At 64.5% G+C, this 15542-nt stretch carries 16 protein-coding genes; 12 read left to right on the forward strand and 4 right to left on the reverse strand.

What is annotated here, in order from left to right; all coding sequences use genetic code 11:
• The first annotated feature begins 44 nt into the window (after positions 1-44).
• The 3 genes from NP503_RS08015 (at position 45) to NP503_RS08025 (ending at position 4146) form a co-directional block, all read left to right on the forward strand.
• The gene (locus NP503_RS08015; RefSeq protein WP_127266867.1) at positions 45-1433 is read left to right on the forward strand and encodes a pitrilysin family protein; all 1389 of its coding nucleotides are present in this window, start codon (positions 45-47) and stop codon (positions 1431-1433) included.
• Positions 1434-1623: 190 nt separating this feature from the next.
• A complete protein-coding gene (locus NP503_RS08020; protein ID WP_245465226.1) occupies positions 1624-3003 on the forward strand; it encodes a pitrilysin family protein in 1380 nt (459 codons plus the stop codon).
• A gap of 273 nt (positions 3004-3276) precedes the next feature.
• Positions 3277-4146, forward strand: a complete 870-nt coding sequence (locus NP503_RS08025; RefSeq protein ID WP_127271511.1) for a patatin-like phospholipase family protein — start codon at positions 3277-3279, stop codon at positions 4144-4146.
• Positions 4147-4188: 42 nt separating this feature from the next.
• Here NP503_RS08025 and NP503_RS08030 read toward each other — a convergent pair whose 3' ends face one another.
• On the reverse strand, positions 4189-4731 hold the full coding sequence (locus tag NP503_RS08030; RefSeq protein ID WP_127266865.1) for a dihydrofolate reductase family protein: 543 nt from the start codon (positions 4729-4731) through the stop codon (positions 4189-4191).
• Between the two features lie 221 nt (positions 4732-4952).
• Between NP503_RS08030 and NP503_RS08035 the strand changes: the two genes are divergently transcribed.
• Positions 4953-5852 (forward strand): HNH endonuclease, encoded by a 900-nt coding sequence (locus tag NP503_RS08035; RefSeq protein ID WP_127266864.1) that lies wholly within the window; start codon positions 4953-4955, stop codon positions 5850-5852.
• A 77-nt stretch (positions 5853-5929) separates the two neighbouring features.
• On the opposite strand, the gene efp is transcribed toward NP503_RS08035, so the two are convergent.
• Positions 5930-6499, reverse strand: coding sequence for an elongation factor P (gene efp / locus NP503_RS08040; RefSeq protein ID WP_027038615.1), 570 nt, complete (start codon positions 6497-6499; stop codon positions 5930-5932).
• 117 nt (positions 6500-6616) lie between these two features.
• On the opposite strand from efp, the gene epmA reads away from it, so the two are divergent.
• Both epmA and NP503_RS08050 read left to right on the forward strand, forming a co-directional pair.
• A complete protein-coding gene (epmA, locus tag NP503_RS08045) occupies positions 6617-7657 on the forward strand; it encodes an EF-P lysine aminoacylase EpmA (protein WP_127266863.1) in 1041 nt (346 codons plus the stop codon).
• Between the two features lie 112 nt (positions 7658-7769).
• On the forward strand, positions 7770-9020 hold the full coding sequence (locus tag NP503_RS08050; RefSeq protein WP_127266862.1) for an FAD-binding oxidoreductase: 1251 nt from the start codon (positions 7770-7772) through the stop codon (positions 9018-9020).
• Positions 9021-9043: 23 nt separating this feature from the next.
• Here the strand turns inward: NP503_RS08050 and NP503_RS08055 are convergent, their stop codons facing one another.
• Positions 9044-9460, reverse strand: a complete 417-nt coding sequence (locus tag NP503_RS08055; RefSeq protein WP_127266861.1) for a VOC family protein — start codon at positions 9458-9460, stop codon at positions 9044-9046.
• A gap of 167 nt (positions 9461-9627) precedes the next feature.
• Here NP503_RS08055 and NP503_RS08060 point away from each other — a divergent pair, with 167 nt between their 5' ends.
• The 6 genes from NP503_RS08060 to lpxK all read left to right on the forward strand — a co-directional run bounded on the left by NP503_RS08060 (position 9628) and on the right by lpxK (position 15247).
• Entirely contained in the window at positions 9628-10971 is a 1344-nt protein-coding gene (locus tag NP503_RS08060) for a TldD/PmbA family protein (RefSeq protein WP_127266860.1), read from the forward strand.
• Positions 10958-11761 carry a 3'(2'),5'-bisphosphate nucleotidase CysQ gene (locus tag NP503_RS08065; protein ID WP_127266859.1) on the forward strand — a complete coding sequence of 268 codons (804 nt, stop codon included), beginning with the start codon at positions 10958-10960 and terminating at the stop codon, positions 11759-11761. Before NP503_RS08060 ends, NP503_RS08065 begins: the two co-directional genes overlap by 14 nt.
• A 103-nt stretch (positions 11762-11864) precedes the next feature.
• Complete coding sequence (locus NP503_RS08070; RefSeq protein ID WP_027038609.1) at positions 11865-12110, forward strand: DUF4170 domain-containing protein; 246 nt, start codon at positions 11865-11867, stop codon at positions 12108-12110.
• A 5-nt stretch (positions 12111-12115) separates the two neighbouring features.
• Positions 12116-12907 carry a lysophospholipid acyltransferase family protein gene (locus tag NP503_RS08075; protein ID WP_127266858.1) on the forward strand — a complete coding sequence of 264 codons (792 nt, stop codon included), beginning with the start codon at positions 12116-12118 and terminating at the stop codon, positions 12905-12907.
• On the forward strand, positions 12904-14220 hold the full coding sequence (waaA, locus tag NP503_RS08080) for a lipid IV(A) 3-deoxy-D-manno-octulosonic acid transferase (protein ID WP_027038607.1): 1317 nt from the start codon (positions 12904-12906) through the stop codon (positions 14218-14220). The genes NP503_RS08075 and waaA overlap by 4 nt, the downstream gene beginning before the upstream one ends.
• Before the next feature lies 1 nt (position 14221).
• The gene (gene lpxK, locus NP503_RS08085) at positions 14222-15247 is read left to right on the forward strand and encodes a tetraacyldisaccharide 4'-kinase (RefSeq protein WP_127271512.1); all 1026 of its coding nucleotides are present in this window, start codon (positions 14222-14224) and stop codon (positions 15245-15247) included.
• Here lpxK and NP503_RS08090 read toward each other — a convergent pair.
• A complete protein-coding gene (locus NP503_RS08090) occupies positions 15244-15477 on the reverse strand; it encodes a DUF2093 domain-containing protein (protein ID WP_031213688.1) in 234 nt (77 codons plus the stop codon). The genes lpxK and NP503_RS08090 overlap by 4 nt on opposite strands.
• Positions 15478-15542 lie beyond the last annotated feature (65 nt).

Raw genomic sequence — 15542 nt, forward strand, 5'->3', positions numbered from 1 at the left:
GCCAGTACCTTGCCTATCGTCTGCAGACAGAACCGGAGCCGTTGATGACATCCACGATTGAATGGCTGCGCGGAACGCTGTTGGCGTCCTCTTTGGCTTTTGTCATGACCAGCCCGGTGCTGGCCGAGAGCCCCGTCTTGCCCAACACGGTTCCGGCCGAGTTCAAGGTCACGGATTTCCTGCTCGACAACGGCATGGAGGTGGTCGTCATTCCCGACCACCGTGCGCCGATCGTCACCCATATGGTCTGGTACAAGATCGGCAGCGCCGACGAGCCGCCCGGCAAATCCGGCATTGCGCATTTCTTCGAACATCTGATGTTCAAGGCGACGACCAACCATGCGGCGGGCGAGTTCGACCGCGCCATCTCCGATATCGGCGGCTCCAACAACGCCTTCACCTCTTACGACTACACCGCCTTCCACGAGACGGTGGCGCCGTCGGCGCTCGAGCTGATGATGAGCTTCGAGGCCGATCGCATGCGCAACCTCATCCTCACCGACGATGTCATCAAGACCGAGCGCGATGTCATCCTCGAGGAGCGCCGCTCGCGCATCGACAACAGCCCCGAGGCCGTGCTGGACGAGGAGGTCGATGCGACGCTGTGGCAGAACCAGCCCTATCGCATCCCGGTCATCGGCTGGATGCAGGAGATGCAGCAGCTGAACCGCGCCGACGCTGTCGCCTTCTATGACAAATATTACCGGCCCAACAACGCGGTGCTGATCGTTGCCGGCGATGTCGACCCGGACACGGTGCGGGCGCTGGCCGAAAAGACCTATGGCAAGGTGGCGCGCGGCCCCGATCTGCCGCCGCGCATCCGTCCGGTCGAGCCGGAGCAGAACACCAAGCGCACGGTGACGCTCGCCGATGCCCGCGTCAGCGTGCCGAGCTTTTCCACCCAATGGGTGGTGCCGTCCTATCACACAGGCAAGCCGGGCGAGGCGGAAGCGCTCGACCTCTTGGCGGAGATCCTCGGCGGCGGCAATCGCAGCCGGCTCTACCAGGCGCTCGTCGTCCAGCAAGGTATCGCATCCAGCGCCGGCGCCTTTTTCCAGGGCACCATGCTCGACGACACCAACTTCACCGTCTATGGCGCGCCGCGCGGCGATGCTAAAATCTCCGACGTCGAAGCGGCGGTCGATGCCGAAGTGGTGCGCATCGTCAAGGATGGCGTCACGCCATCGGAGCTGGAAAAGGCCAAGGACCGCTATGTCAGGTCGATGACCTTTGCCCGCGACAAGCAGGATTCCATGGCCAACATCTACGGCTCGACGCTGGCCACCGGCGGCAATGTGCAGGACGTCCAGCAGTGGACGGACCGCATCCGCAAGGTCACGACAGACGAGGTCAAGGCCGTCGCCGCGCACTATCTCGTGCTCGCCCGGTCGACCACCGGCTATCTCTTGCCGCAGCAACAGGCGGGGAATTGATTTGATGAAGAGATCGAGCGTTGGCGCTGCCCCCCACCTGCCTGCCGGCATCCTCTCCCCGTACAGTGACGGGGAGAGGGGCGCCGTCATCGCCGGTTTCGCCAATCACCATGGTTGCAAGACGGACGCCGAGGTTGCGGCCAGCCTCCTTCTCCCCGTCACTATACGGGGAGAAGTGCCCGGCAGGGCGATGAGGGGCGGCGCCGACTTCGACAATTGTTCGTTTGGAACGACCACCCCGAGCCGCGCCATCGCCCCGCTGATCACTTTACTTCTCTCCATCCTCTTCCTCATCCTGCCGGCACTCACCGCGCGGGCCATGGACATCCAGTCCGTCACCTCGCCAAAGGGCATCACCGCCTGGCTGGTCGAGGACTATTCCGTGCCGGTTGTCGCCATCCGCTTCGTCTTCGGCGGCGGCTCGACGCAGGATCCGGTCGGCAAGGAAGGGCTGGCCAATCTGATGACCGGCCTGTTCGACGAAGGCGCCGGCCCGCTCGACAGTGAAGACTTCCAGATCAAGCTCGACGATGCCGGCGCCGAAATGAGCTTCGACGAGAGCCGCGACGGCATCTACGGCTCGATGCGCATGCTGGCCGAGCAGCGCGACCAGGCATTCGACCTGTTGCGGCTGGCGGTCAACGAGCCGCGCTTCGACCAGCTGCCGATTGACCGCATCCGCTCCCAGATCCTGTCCGGCATCATCGCCGGCGAAAACGATCCCGACACGGTGGCGCAGAACAAATGGGCGCGAGCGCTTTATGGCGATCATCCCTATTCCCGCTCCGACCAGGGCACCAAGGAAAGCATCGCCACCATCACGCGCGATGATCTCAATGCCTCGCACAAAGCGGTGTTCGCGCGCGGCGGGCTGCGGGTCGCCGTTGTCGGCGCCATCGACGCGGAGACGCTGAAGAAGAAGCTCGACATGGTGTTCGGCGACCTGCCGCAAAACCAGGCGCTGAGGCCAGTGGCCGATATCGACCCGAAGCTGGCGCAGCATATCGAGGTCGACTACGACCTGCCGCAGACCTCCCTGCAGCTCGCTTTTCCCGGCGTGAAGCGCAAGGCGGCGGATTTCTTCCCCGCCGTGCTGATGAACGAGATTCTTGGCGGCGGCACCTTCACCTCGCGCCTGTTCCAGGAGGTGCGCGAGAAGCGCGGGCTGGCCTACAGCGTCAACTCCTCGCTCATCAACCAGGACCACGCCAGCGCGCTGATCGTCAGCACCGGCACCCGCTCCGACCGCGCGTCCGAAACGCTGGGCATCATCCGCGATGTGGTCAAGCGACTGGCCGAAGAAGGCCCGACCGAAGCGGAACTGGCGGCCACCAAGAAATACATGATCGGCGCCTACGCCATCAACAATCTGGACTCGTCCAGCGCCATCGCCGCGACACTGGTCGAACTGCAGCTCGACGATCTCGGCATCGACTACATGCAGCGCCGCGCCGGCTACATCAACGCGGTGACGCTCGACCAGGTCAAGGCGGCGGCGAAGAAGCTGCTGTCGACCGAGCCGACCATCATGGTCATCGGACCGAAACTGGCCGGGGCCGGCAAGGGATGAGCCCCGGCGCGCATTTCTCTTTTCCGAACGCCGGCGCTGCCTCTCATCGCCCTGCCGGGCACTTCTCCCCGTATAGTGACGGGGAGAAGGGGGCTGGCCGCAATCTCGGCGCCCATCTTGCAACGTTTGTGATTGGCGAAATCGGCGATGGCAGCACCCTTCTCCCCGTCACTATACGGGGAGAGGATGCCGGCAGGCAGGTGAGGGGCGGCGCCAACTTCAACAATTGGCGGTCTCCGTCGCCGGCCAGAAACGAGGCAGGAGCCGCGCACCATGGCGCCTAGCTTCGGTATAGCCTTCGGCGGCGGTGGCGCGCGCGGGCTGGCGCATATTCATGTCATCGAGGCGCTGGACGAGTTGGGCATCAAGCCGGTGGCGATTGCCGGCTCGTCGATCGGTGCCATCATGGGCGCCGGCATGGCATCGGGCATGACCGGCAAGGACATCCACGACTATGCCCGCTCGATCCTCGGCCGCCGCGCCCAAGTGGCGAGCCGCATGTGGCGGGCGCGGCCGGGCACCATCGCCGAAGCCATGCAGGGCGGCATCCGCGTCAGCCAGTTCAACGTCGAGCGCATCCTGAAAGCCTTTCTGCCCGAAGCCATTCCCGAGACCTTCGCCGAGCTGCAAATCCCGCTGAAGGTGACGGCGACCGACTATTTCGGCCACAAGCTGGCTGTCTTCGAAGACGGCGACCTGCACTCGGCGCTGGCGGCCTCGGCGGCCATCCCCGCCGTGTTCCGGCCGGTGACGCGCGACGGCAGGCTGCTGATCGACGGCGGCATTTACAACCCCGTGCCGTTCGACCTGATCGAAAACGACGCCGACATCATCATCGGCGTCGACGTGGTCGGCGCGCCGGAAGAGGCCGACCGCAAACAGCCGACCTCCGTCGACCTGATGTTCGGCGCCACCCAACTGATGATGCAGTCGATCACCGCCAACAAGCTGAAACAATGCCGCCCCGACATCCTGGTCCGCCCGGCAGTGTCGAGATACCGCGTCCTCGATTTCCTGAAGATCGACGCTTTGATGAACGAGACGGTCGATATCAAGGATGAGCTGAAGCGGCAGGTTGAGAAGGTGGTTGAGGCGAGGAATAGCGCCGCCATCAAGGGGAGGCGGGGGAAGCAGGTCGGGTGAAGTGCATCTTTCCTTCACCTGAGAGGAGAGAGCCCAACCGTCTTATGACTTAGCCGTCATCGGCGCATACTCTAGCGCCACCACGCCGTTGCTAAACGGCTTTGCGGAAATCAGGTCGAGCGCCACCGGCTCACCGATTGGGAATAGCGGCTTGCCCTGGCCGACGGTGCCTGGATAGCTGAGCAGCCTGACGCGGTCGACCAGGCCGTGGCGCAGCAATTCCTGCGCGACGCTGAGGCTGCCATGCACGTAGATGTTGCCGCCGCTGCCTTGCTTCAGCGTCCTGACCGCTTCCGGCAGAGGCCCTTTCAGCAATTCGGCCGGCTTCCAGTCGAGCGCCTTCAGGCTGTTTGAGGCGACATATTTCGGCAGCGCGTTGAACCGGTCGGCAAAATCTCCGGTTTCCGTTGGCCAGGAGCCGGCAAAGATCTCATAGGTCGTGCGCCCCAAAAGCATGGCGCCGCTGTCGGCAAGCTCGTCCTCCTTGAACCTGTTCATCTCGTCGTTCCAGGTCACGCTGGGCAGCTTCTCGACCTCGGCAATGCCATCGACGCTGATGAATTCGGTGACGATAAGTTTTGGCATAGCGCTCTCCTTCTTCTGTCAAAGGACGAACCGGGTGGGCGCTTTGTGACAGGCTTCGCGAAATATATTGCTGCGCTTCGTTGTAGTGTGGCGCTTCAGCGCGAGGCTGCGAAGGACCGATGCCATGGGGAAGTGCGACCGCGCCTGGACTAAACCCCAAAGTTCGGATTTTGATGCCACATCTGAGTAGTTATTCCCAAGAACGCATTGCAGGAAGATTCATGGGATTCGGGGTTTTCATTCATCGCTCGGATTCGCGATACAACGATCGCCCCGCAGAGCAATACCAGTTTCCTCGCCCGTATCTGCGCCGCGTTGAAGCGTGTGTCGGCAAGTGGATTATCTACTACGAGCCCAGCAAGGTAAACGATACACGGGGCTATTACGCTGTAGCGAAAGTCCAGCAGATCATCCCCGATCCGGTAACGCCTGACATGTATCTCGCGCTGATTGAGCCCGGAAGCTACCTCGATTTCGTCAATCCTGTTCCATTTAGCGGATCTGATGGTCCCGTCGAACGAGGCCTGCTCAATGATGAGGGACGGATTTCTGGCCGCGCCCAATCTGCCGTCCGCGCACTCAGCCCAAGTGACTTCAACCGGATCATCGATCTGGGCCTGGATACGAATGAGTTGTTGCTGCCGCGCGTTGATGAGGTCGGCATATCTGCCGGCTTTCAGGATGAGCAGGCGCCATTCGAATTCGAGCAGAGTCGTGATCGCGTAAGCTACATCGGATCGCGAATCGTGCGGGACCGCATTTTTCGTCGAGTCGTCTTACGTGCCTATGACGAGCGCTGCGCGATCACAGGTCTCAAGCTGATAAATGGCGGAGGCCGAGCAGAGGTTTCTGCCGCACATATTCGACCGGTTGAGGCGGACGGGCCTGATGTCGTCAACAATGGGATCGCACTGTCCGGCACTGCGCATTGGATGTTCGACCGTGGATTGATCAGCCTGTCGGACGATTTGGAAATCCTGATCTCCAGACAGGTCAATGACTTCGACAGCGTGCAGGGCTTCATAAACAGGACGCGCCGCGCGCTTCCGCCTCGCCGACAGCTCGAACGCCCGCATCCTCATTTCTTGCAATGGCATCGCGAGCACTGTTTCAAGCAATAGGCGGTGTCTCGAAGCTGCCCCGCCTGTCCATGGGAAGGCTTTGCTTACGGGCCTCCTTTAAGCGGGAAGAGCCCCCCTCAGTCCTTCGCCCGCTCCACATAAGCGCCATCGGCCGTCATCACCACCACGCGGGTGCCCGGCGCGATGTGCGGCGGCACCAGGGTGCGCACGCCGTTGGACAGCACGGCCGGCTTGTAGGATGACGAGGCCGTCTGGCCCTTGGTCGTCGGCTCGGTTTCCACCACTTCGAAGGTGGCGCGCTGCGGCAGCACCAGGGAAATGGCAATGCCGTTGAACTGCGACACCTGCACGGCCATGCCTTCCAGCAGGTAAGGCGCCATGTCGCCGACCACGGCTTCCGACACCGCGACCTGGTCGTAGCTTTCCGGGTTCATGAAATGAAAGCCTTCGCCGTCGCGATAGAGGAAGGTATGCTCGCGCTCTTCCACATAGGCGCGCTCCACCTGTTCGGTGGTGCGGTAGCGCTCCGAAACTTTCACCCCGTCGCCGATGCGGCGCATGTCGAGCTGCGTTACAGGCGTGCCCTTGCCTGGGTGGATGTTTTCGGCAAAGAGGATCACATAAAGCTTGCCGTCCTTGTCGACGACGTTGCCTTTGCGGAGCGAACTGGCGATGACTTTCACCACGGTTTTAAATCCTGCAAGAAGAGTTGACTGGCGTTTGCCGGCTTGTGCGGCGCTGGATGGGGGCCTACCGCATCTTGGCCGCCGCCGCCAGCCCCCTTCCACCATGATCCGAGCCGCATGACCGAAGCTTCGCCCTGGTGGACGCCTGACGTTCATGCCGACCGCCGCCCGCGGCTGATGCTGCGCAACGGCATCGCCGCCAGCTTGCGCGACTGGTTCGCCGCCCATGATTTCGTCGAGGTGCAGACGGCGGCCCTGCAGATTTCGCCCGGCAACGAGGCGCATCTGGCGGCTTTCGCCACCGAAGCGGTCGGGCCGGACGGCGCAAGGGCGCCGCTCTATCTCCACACCTCGCCGGAATTCGCCTGCAAGAAGCTGCTCGCCGCCGGTGAAGTCAGGATTTTCAGCTTCGGTCCGGTCTACCGCAACCGCGAGCGCGGCGCCTTGCACCATCCCGAATTCACCATGCTCGAATGGTATCGGGTGGGCGAAGCCTATGAGAGCCTGATGCTGGATTGCGCGGCCTTCCTGGCGCTGGCCGCTACAAGGGCAGGGGCGACTCTTTTCTCTTTCCGGGGCCGCGACTGCGATCCGTTCGCCGAGCCGGAACGGCTGACGGTGGCGGACGCCTTCACCCACTATTCCGGCATCGATCTGCTGGCCACGGTCGCCGCCGACGGGAGCACCGATCGCGACGCGCTATACGCCGCCTTGATCCGGGCCGGCATGCGTACCGCGCCCGACGACAGCTGGGCCGACCTGTTCAGCCGGGTGATGGTGGAAAAAATCGAGCCATTCCTCGGGCAGGGACGAACGACCATCCTGTGCGAATATCCGGTGGCCGAGGCGGCACTGGCACGGCCGAGCCCACGCGACCCGCGCGTGGCGGAGCGTTTCGAGCTCTATTGCTGCGGCGTCGAACTCGCCAACGGCTTTGGCGAACTGACCGACGCCGACGAGCAGCGCCGGCGCTTCGTCATCGAGATGGACGAGAAGCAGCGCATCTATGGCGAGCGCTATCCGCTGGACGAGGATTTCCTCGCCGCCCTTGCCATCATGCCGCCGGCCAGCGGCATCGCGCTCGGCTTCGACCGGCTGGCGATGCTGGCCACCGGCGCGCAAAAAATCGAGGACGTGATCTGGACGCCTGTTGCCTGAGGCGCGGAAAGATCTGGCCTATTCGATTCCAGGGATCAAGACTGGACCGTGACCCCGAACCAAGAGACCACATGATCGGTACTGGATTCACGGTCAATCGGGAAGATCTACAGTGGCTGCTTCTGAAACGGTCGAAATCGCCATTGTCGGCGCCGGAGTTGTCGGGCTGGCGACGGCACTTCGCCTTGTCGCGGACGGCCGCGAAGTCCTGCTCATCGATCCCCATGAGCCGGGCTCCGGCGCCTCATCAGGCAATGCCGGAACGATCGCCGAATACGCCTGTATGCCGGTCGGCAGTCCAGCCGTGCTGCGCGCGCTGCCAAAGTTGCTGCTTGATCCCGACAGTCCGTTTTCGCTGCGCTGGCCGGCACTGCTGCAACTGGCGCCCTGGCTGGTTCAATTCGTGCGGCAATCGCTGCCGGCGGCGACCCAGGCCAATGCGCTGGCGCTCGCCGGACTGCTGGCCGACGCCCTTCCGGCCTGGGAAGACATGATCGGGGAGGCCGGGCTGGAGGACCAGCTGCGCCGCAATGGCTGTCTTTACCTCTATCGCCGCGAGAGCGATTTTGCCGCTGGCGCCGGCGGCCGGGCAATGCGCGCTGGGTTTGGCATCCACCAAGAGGTGCTGACTCCCGAAGAGGTGGCGGCGCTTGAGCCGGGCCTGCCGGCGACAGCAGCGCATGGCGTGTATTTTCCCGACTCGATCAATGTCACCGATCCGGCAATGGTGATGCGGCGGTTGCTGGGCGCGGTGAGTGCCCGTGGTGCATCGGTGAAGCAGGCTGAGATCACCGGACTGCAGGTCGAGGCTGACGGTGTCCAGCTCAGCGGACCCGGCGTTCGCATCAAGGCTGGCACGGTGGTGATCGCCGCCGGTGCACGGTCGCGCGCACTGGCCGCGCAGGCCGGCGACAGGATTCCGCTCGAGACCGAGCGCGGCTATCATCTGGAATTCCAGACCGACGCGCCGCTGCTCAACCGACCTGTCTGTCCCGTCGATCTTGGTTTCTACCTGACGCCGATGGCTGGCCGCTTGCGGGTCGCCGGCACCGTCGAACTCGGCGGCCTGGTCGCGCCGCCAAATCCGCGCCGGCTGGCGCTGCTTGACCGTGGCGCCAGGCAAATTTTTCCCAGGCTCGGCTCGCCTGCCTCGCAATGGCTCGGCTTCCGGCCGTCCCTGCCGGATTCCAGGCCGGTCATCGGCGCTTCGCGCGGCAGCTCCCGCGTAATTCATGCTTTCGGGCACGGCCATCTCGGCCTGACGCTGGCTCCGATCACCGCGCGGCTGGTCGCCGACTTGATCGGCGGACGCGGCGATCCGGCTCGGCTCGCACCTTTCGCGGCGGGCCGTTTCGGCCGTTGATCGACCGATGCCCTCGATCTGAGTTAGTGCGCGAAAACCTGCTCCAGCGAGCGAAAACCCTTGAATTCCAGGGCATTGCCCGAGGGGTCGCGGATGAACAGCGTTGCCTGTTCGCCGGGTTCGCCCTTGAAACGCACCATCGGCCGTTCCAGCCAGTCGATGTCGTCGCGCGCCTCCAGCCGCGTCGCCAGGCGCTGCCAGTCGTCCATCAGCAGCACCGCGCCGAAATGCGGAATCGGCACGACAATGCCGTCGACCCTGCCGTCACTGGGGGCCTGTGCGGCCTGCGGACGCAGATGCGCCGACATCTGGTGGCCGTAGAGGTCGAAATCGACCCAGGTCGCCGATGAACGGCCGATCGCACAGCCCAGCACCTCGCCATAGAAAACGCGGGTTTCATCGAGATCACGGACCGGGAAGGCGAGATGGAAAGGCGTCATCGAAATGCTCCGTGCAAGCTGCGAACCCATTTTGCGTCACAGGGTTCGCGGTTTTGAACCGCCCACCCTGCATTTTGATTGAAGCCTATGCCATTGCACAAGCCGGACCGGAACAATAGATGGGTGGGCAACGGCCGCACACCGGCCGCACCAGCAGGATTTCAGGCATGACCGATATATCAGACGCAGCAAAATTGACCGACCGCGTCGCGGCTCTGGTCGAGGCTGCCAAAAAGGCCGGCGCCGATGCCGCCGACGCGGTGGCCGTGCGCGGCCGCTCGACCGGCGTGTCGGTGCGTCTCGGCAAGGTCGAGGCTACGGAAGCCTCCGAGAGCGAGGATGTGGCGCTGCGTGTTTTCGTCGGCGGCCGCGTGGCGAGTGTCTCGGCGACAGCGGCGTCCGACCCGAAAACGCTGGCCGAACGCGCTGTTTCCATGGCGAGAGTCTCGCCTGAGGATCCCTATCAGGGGTTGGCCGACCCGGCATTGCTGGCCAAACAGACACGCGATCTCGATCTGTTCGACGCCACCGAGGTGTCCGCCGACCAGTTGAAGGAAGCCGCATTGGCGGCGGAGGCGGCAGCGCTTGGCGTCAAGGGCGTGACCAATTCGGCCGGCGCCAGCGCCGGTGCCGGCCTCGGCGGCCTGGTGCTGGCCACCTCGCACGGCTTCCTCGGCCACTATGTCGGCTCGCGGTTCTCGCGCTCGGCCAGCGTCATCGCCGGCGAGGGCACCGGCATGGAGCGCGACTATGAATTCTCATCGCGCCAGCACTTTGCCGATCTCGATGCGCCCGAGGACATCGGCCGCAAGGCCGGAGAACGCGCGGTGCGCCGCATCGGCGCGCGCAAGGCAGCGACCGGGCCGGTCGACGTGGTGTTGGACCCACGCGTCGCGCGCGGCATCGCCGGCCATCTGGCCGGCGCCATCAACGGCGCCTCGGTCGCGCGCAAGACCTCGTTCCTGCGTGACATGATGGGCAAGCAGGTGGCCGCCTCCGCCATCACCGTCACCGACGAGCCGCTCCGGTTGCGTGGCCAGGCCTCACGGCCGTTCGACGGCGAAGGCGTCGAAGGCGAAAAGCTGTTGATGGTCGAGAAGGGCGTGCTCAACCATTGGTTCCTGTCGACCTCGGCCGCAAGGGAACTGGGCCTCGTCACCAACGGCCGCGGCGCCCGCGGCGGCTCTTCCGTGACGCCATCCTCCACCAATCTCGCCATCGAGCCGGGCGAGCGGTCGCCGGAAGAGCTGATCAGATCGCTCAAGACCGGCTTCTATGTCACCGAGGTGTTCGGCCAGGGCGTCGACATGGTCACCGGCGAATACAGCCGTGGCGCCTCGGGTTTCTGGATCGAGAACGGCGAGCTGGCCTATCCGGTCGCCGAGGTCACCATCGCCTCGAACCTGAAAACCATGTTCCTCAACATGGTGCCGGCTGATGACCTCGACCGTAATTTCGGCACCGCCGCCCCAACGCTCCTGATCGAAGGCATGACCCTTGCCGGAGCATGACCTCACCATAGCCGGGGCCACCGAAGATTTGCCGCTGCTGCGCGATGCCGCCCGCGAGGCGGGGCTCATCGCCATGCGCTACTTCGGCAACAGCCCGCAAGTCTGGATGAAGGGCGGCACATCGCCGGTCAGCGAGGCCGACCATGCCGCCGACGCCTACCTGCGCGAAACGCTGCTGGCGGCGCGACCGGATTATGGCTGGCTGTCGGAAGAGACCGTCGACGATCCGGTCCGGCTTTCGGCACGCCGCACCTTCGTCGTCGACCCGATCGACGGCACGCGCGGTTTTCTGGAAGGCCAGCGCACCTGGTGCGTCAGCGTCGCCGTCGTCGAGCGTGGCCGTACGCTGGCCGGCGTGCTGGAATGCCCGGCGATGGAGGAAACCTATTGGGCGCTGCCGGGCCAGGGCGCCTTCCGCAACGGCAAGCGCATTGCGGTTCGCAAGCTGGCGGAAACAGCCGAGATTTCCGGGCTGAAGCAGTTGACCGACCTGATGCCGGCCGAATGGCAGGCGCGGCTGAAGCGAGCGCCCTACAGCCCTTCGCTGGCTTATCGGCTGGCGATGATCGCCAATGGCGCGCTGGATGCCACTTTCGTCAAGCCGAATGCGCATGACTGGGATATTGCGGCGGCCGACCTCATCCTGCGCGAGGCCGGCGGCCAGCTGCTCGACCAGCACGGTCGCGCTCCACTATATGCCGGCGAGGTGACCCGCCACGGCGCCCTTGCTGCCGGCAGCGGTGAATTGCTGGCCGTGCTCGCCGGCGTCATCGCCGGCCTGGACGCGTGAAGGCGTTTTCCCCGGCGAGATGAATTCATCTCGCCCTAAAGGTTCCAAAGTTGGCGGCTTTGGTCTAGACCTGTGACAAACTCACGATATGTGAAGGACCGACATGGCCGCGGAAGACGGAAAGAAACAGCTTTTGCATCTGGTGTTCGGTGGCGAACTCAAGAAGCTTGGCGGCACCGAATTCCGCGATCTCGAGGGCCTCGATATCGTCGGCATCTATCCGGACTATCAATCCGCGCACACGGCGTGGAAAGCCAAGGCGCAAGCCAGCGTGGACAACGCCCACATGCGTTACTTCGTCGTTCATCTGCACCGGCTGCTGGACCCCGACAACAAGGTTGCCGGTTGACTTCGATGGAGCATGACCTGGCGAAAGGGCCAGCAAGCGATGCCGCGCCCACGGGCAGGGGACGCAGCCGCACGACCAAGGCCTTCTGGCGCAAGATTCGCCAACCGCTGGCGCAGTCGCGATTCGTCAAGAACGCCATCGCCAGCCTGTTCGCCCAGTTCGTGCGCTTCGTGCGCCTCACCAATCGCGTCGTCGAGGGATCGGCACGGTTTTCGGGCGGTGCCTATACCGAATTCGAGCCTGGCATCATCGCCTTGTGGCATGGCCAGCATCTGCTGACGCCAGCCTATTACCCCAAGCGCAAGCCGCTGGTCGCCATGGTTTCGCGCAGCGCTGATGCCGAGCTCAACGCCTTGATGCTGGAAAAATTCGGCATCGAGGCGGTGCGCGGCTCCGGCGGGCGCGAAAATGCCAGGCATCTCGACAAGGGCGGGGCAAAAGCGCTTATCGCCCTGAAAAAGTCGCTCGCCGTCGGCAAGAACGTCGCCATGATCGCAGATATTCCGCACGGCACGCCACGAGACGCAGGGCTTGGTATCGTTCTCCTGGCTCGCCTCTCGGGCCGGCCGCTTGTGCCTGTCGCCATCACCACCAGCCGCCGCAAGGTACTGGAGAAGAGCTGGGACAAGACCACCATCAACCTGCCGTTCGGCCGTTCGTCGATCGTCATCGGTCAGCCGATCTTCGTGGCGGCCGGCGCCGATGAGGCCGAAATGGAGCGCAAGCGCCAGGAAGTGACGACCGCGCTCAATGCCGCGACCGCCGAGGCCTACCGTCTCGTGGATGCTCCGCGATGAGCGGCCGCTGGGCGCGAGCCATGCTGTCGGCATACCGTTTCGCGGGTGCGGCCGCCTATCCGCTGGTCGGGCCCTATGTTGCCTGGCGCACCTCGCGCGGCAAGGAAGACCGCTACCGCCGCCGCGAGCGCTATGGCGTCGCCGGACGCGCGCGCCCCGACGGGCCGGTGATCTGGATCCACGCCGCGAGCGTCGGCGAGACCATCGCCGTCGTGCCGCTGGTCGAAAGCATTCTCGACTACGGCGTCAACATCGTGCTGACGACCGGCACGGTCACCTCGGCGCAGGTCGCCGATGAGCGTCTCGGTGACCGGATCATCCACCAATACGTACCGCTCGATCTCAAGCCGGCGGTCAGCCGGTTCCTCGATCACTGGCAGCCGGATCTGGCGATCATCGCCGAATCCGAAATCTGGCCGATGACCATCCTCGAGCTTGGCGCGCGCCGCGTGCCGCAGGTGCTGGTCAATGGCAGGCTCTCCGACCGCTCGTTCAAGTCGTGGAAGAAACGGGCCAACATCGCCGAGGCGTTGTTCGAGAACCTGGCTCACGTCGTGGCGCAGTCGGATGTCGATGGCGAGCGGTTTCTGGCGCTCGGCGCCCGGCCGGTCACCGTGTCGGGCAATCTCAAGGTCGATACCTCGCCGCCGCCCGTCGACGAACGGGCGCTGGCGACGCTGCGGCGGCAGATAGGCACGCGCCCGACCTGGGCGGCGATCTCGACCCATGACGGCGAGGAAGTGGTCGCGGCTGAAGTCCACGCGACGCTGCACAAACGCCACCATGGTCTTCTGACGATCGTCGTTCCGCGTCATCCCGATCGCGGCGAGGCGCTTGCGGCGCAGATTTCCGGCATGGGCCTGAAGGTCGCGCGGCGAAGCAAGGGCGACAGGATAGCCGCCGACACGGATATATTGCTCGGCGACACGATCGGCGAGATGGGACTCTATCTCCGGCTGACCGAAATCGCCTTCGTCGGCCGCTCGCTGACCTCCGAGGGTGGCCAGAACCCGCTGGAACCGGCCATGCTCGACACCGCGGTTCTCGCCGGGCGCAATGTTCAGAATTTTCGCGAGGCCTACCAGCGTCTCCTCGACAGCGGCGGCGCCAAGCTGGTGCGCGATCGCGACATGCTGGCCGGCGCCGTCAATTTCCTCCTGACCAACGAAGTGGCGCGCCACGAGATGATGGCGGCGGGTGTGGCGACCGTCGACGAGATGCGTGGCGCGCTGGCGCGCACGCTGAAATCGCTTGAGCCCTATATCCAGCCGCTGGTCGTCAAGTCGCGCCTGAAGGGCGCGAACGGTCGCTAGCGTGGCCTCTGAAGCACCACCATTCTGGTGGGAAGAGCCGGACTGGCGGGTCCTGGCACTGTCGCCGCTATCGGCCATCTATGCCGCCGCCGCCGGCCGCGGCATGCGGCGGGCCAAGCGCGAGAAGATCGAAGCACCCGTTCTGTGCATCGGCAATTTCACGGTTGGCGGCACCGGCAAGACACCGGTGGCCATCGCGCTCGCCGAGCAGGCGAAGCGAATGCATCTGAAACCCGGCTTCCTGTCGCGCGGCCATGGCGGCTCGTTCGCCGAGCCTCACGTGGTCGATATCGACCATGACAGTGCCAGGCATGTCGGTGACGAACCGCTGCTGCTCGCCGAACACGCGCCGGTGGCGGTGACGCCGAACCGCGCCGCCGGCGCCCGGCTGCTGTTGGAACGGCATGGCTGCGAATTCCTGATCATGGACGATGGGTTTCAGAGCGCCCGCATCCACATCGATTATGCGCTGGTCGTCGTCGATGCGCGCTACGGAATTGGCAATGGCCGCGTCATTCCGGGCGGGCCGCTCAGGGCCAAAATCGTCGACCAGTTGGTCTTCACCAGCGGGCTGTTGAAAATGGGCGAGGGCACTGCCGCCGACAGCGTGGTCCGCCAGGCGGCACGCGCCGGCCGGCCGATCTTCGAGGCCCATACAGAGCCAAGCGGCAAGGCAGGGCTTGCCGGCAAGCGGTTCCTCGCCTTCGCCGGTATCGGCCATCCCGAGAAATTCTTCGACACGGTGCGCGAAGCCGGCGGCGAACTGGCGTTGACGCGGCCGTTTCCGGACCACCATTTCTTTGCCGAGGACGAACTTGCCGAGTTGGCGGCGACCGCACGCACTGAGGGGCTGGTGCTCATCACCACCGCCAAGGACGCGGCCCGGCTGCGCCACGGCGCCCCACAGGACTTTCTCGACCGGCTCGAGGTGCTGGAGATCGACACTGTCTTCGAACTCGATCACGTTCCCGAGCGCATCATCGACGAGACGCTCGATGCCTGGCGCCAGCGCAAGCTGAAGGGTTAACCGCGTTTACGCAGCTCCGGATGCATCTCGATTTCGCGGCGCAGCGAGGCGGTGGCGCTGATGTACGGCTCCTGCCTGGCGACGCTCCAGTATTTCAACTCGTCGAGCGGAATGCTTTCGCCTGTCACCGCGCAACGCACGAACGCGCCGGGACTGGTAACCTGGAAGTCGCCATCCAGATAGCGGATGCGGGCTTCCTTGCCGCCGGGGCCTTCGAAACGGTTCATCATGCGGGGACGCCAGGGTTCATGAGGATTTCATCGCCATAAATTCCCGGCGAGGTCAAGCATGCGAC

Origin of the sequence: Mesorhizobium sp. SEMIA396 (assembly GCF_024518615.1) — a bacterium.
GTDB lineage: Bacteria > Pseudomonadota > Alphaproteobacteria > Rhizobiales > Rhizobiaceae > Mesorhizobium.

Excerpts from the sequence above, each read along its gene's own strand:
- NP503_RS08070 (WP_027038609.1), top strand. The coding sequence starts at position 11,865 with ATGGCCGCGGAAGACGGAAAGAAACAGCTTTTGCATCTGGTGTTCGGT.
- NP503_RS08055 (WP_127266861.1), bottom strand. The coding sequence starts at position 9,460 with ATGACGCCTTTCCATCTCGCCTTCCCGGTCCGTGATCTCGATGAAACC.
- waaA (WP_027038607.1), top strand. The coding sequence starts at position 12,904 with ATGAGCGGCCGCTGGGCGCGAGCCATGCTGTCGGCATACCGTTTCGCG.
- NP503_RS08025 (WP_127271511.1), top strand. The coding sequence starts at position 3,277 with ATGGCGCCTAGCTTCGGTATAGCCTTCGGCGGCGGTGGCGCGCGCGGG.
- NP503_RS08015 (WP_127266867.1), top strand. The coding sequence starts at position 45 with ATGACATCCACGATTGAATGGCTGCGCGGAACGCTGTTGGCGTCCTCT.
- NP503_RS08075 (WP_127266858.1), top strand. The coding sequence starts at position 12,116 with ATGGAGCATGACCTGGCGAAAGGGCCAGCAAGCGATGCCGCGCCCACG.
- epmA (WP_127266863.1), top strand. The coding sequence starts at position 6,617 with ATGACCGAAGCTTCGCCCTGGTGGACGCCTGACGTTCATGCCGACCGC.
- NP503_RS08090 (WP_031213688.1), bottom strand. The coding sequence starts at position 15,477 with ATGATGAACCGTTTCGAAGGCCCCGGCGGCAAGGAAGCCCGCATCCGC.
- NP503_RS08030 (WP_127266865.1), bottom strand. The coding sequence starts at position 4,731 with ATGCCAAAACTTATCGTCACCGAATTCATCAGCGTCGATGGCATTGCC.
- NP503_RS08035 (WP_127266864.1), top strand. The coding sequence starts at position 4,953 with ATGGGATTCGGGGTTTTCATTCATCGCTCGGATTCGCGATACAACGAT.
- NP503_RS08020 (WP_245465226.1), top strand. The coding sequence starts at position 1,624 with ATGAGGGGCGGCGCCGACTTCGACAATTGTTCGTTTGGAACGACCACC.
- NP503_RS08060 (WP_127266860.1), top strand. The coding sequence starts at position 9,628 with ATGACCGATATATCAGACGCAGCAAAATTGACCGACCGCGTCGCGGCT.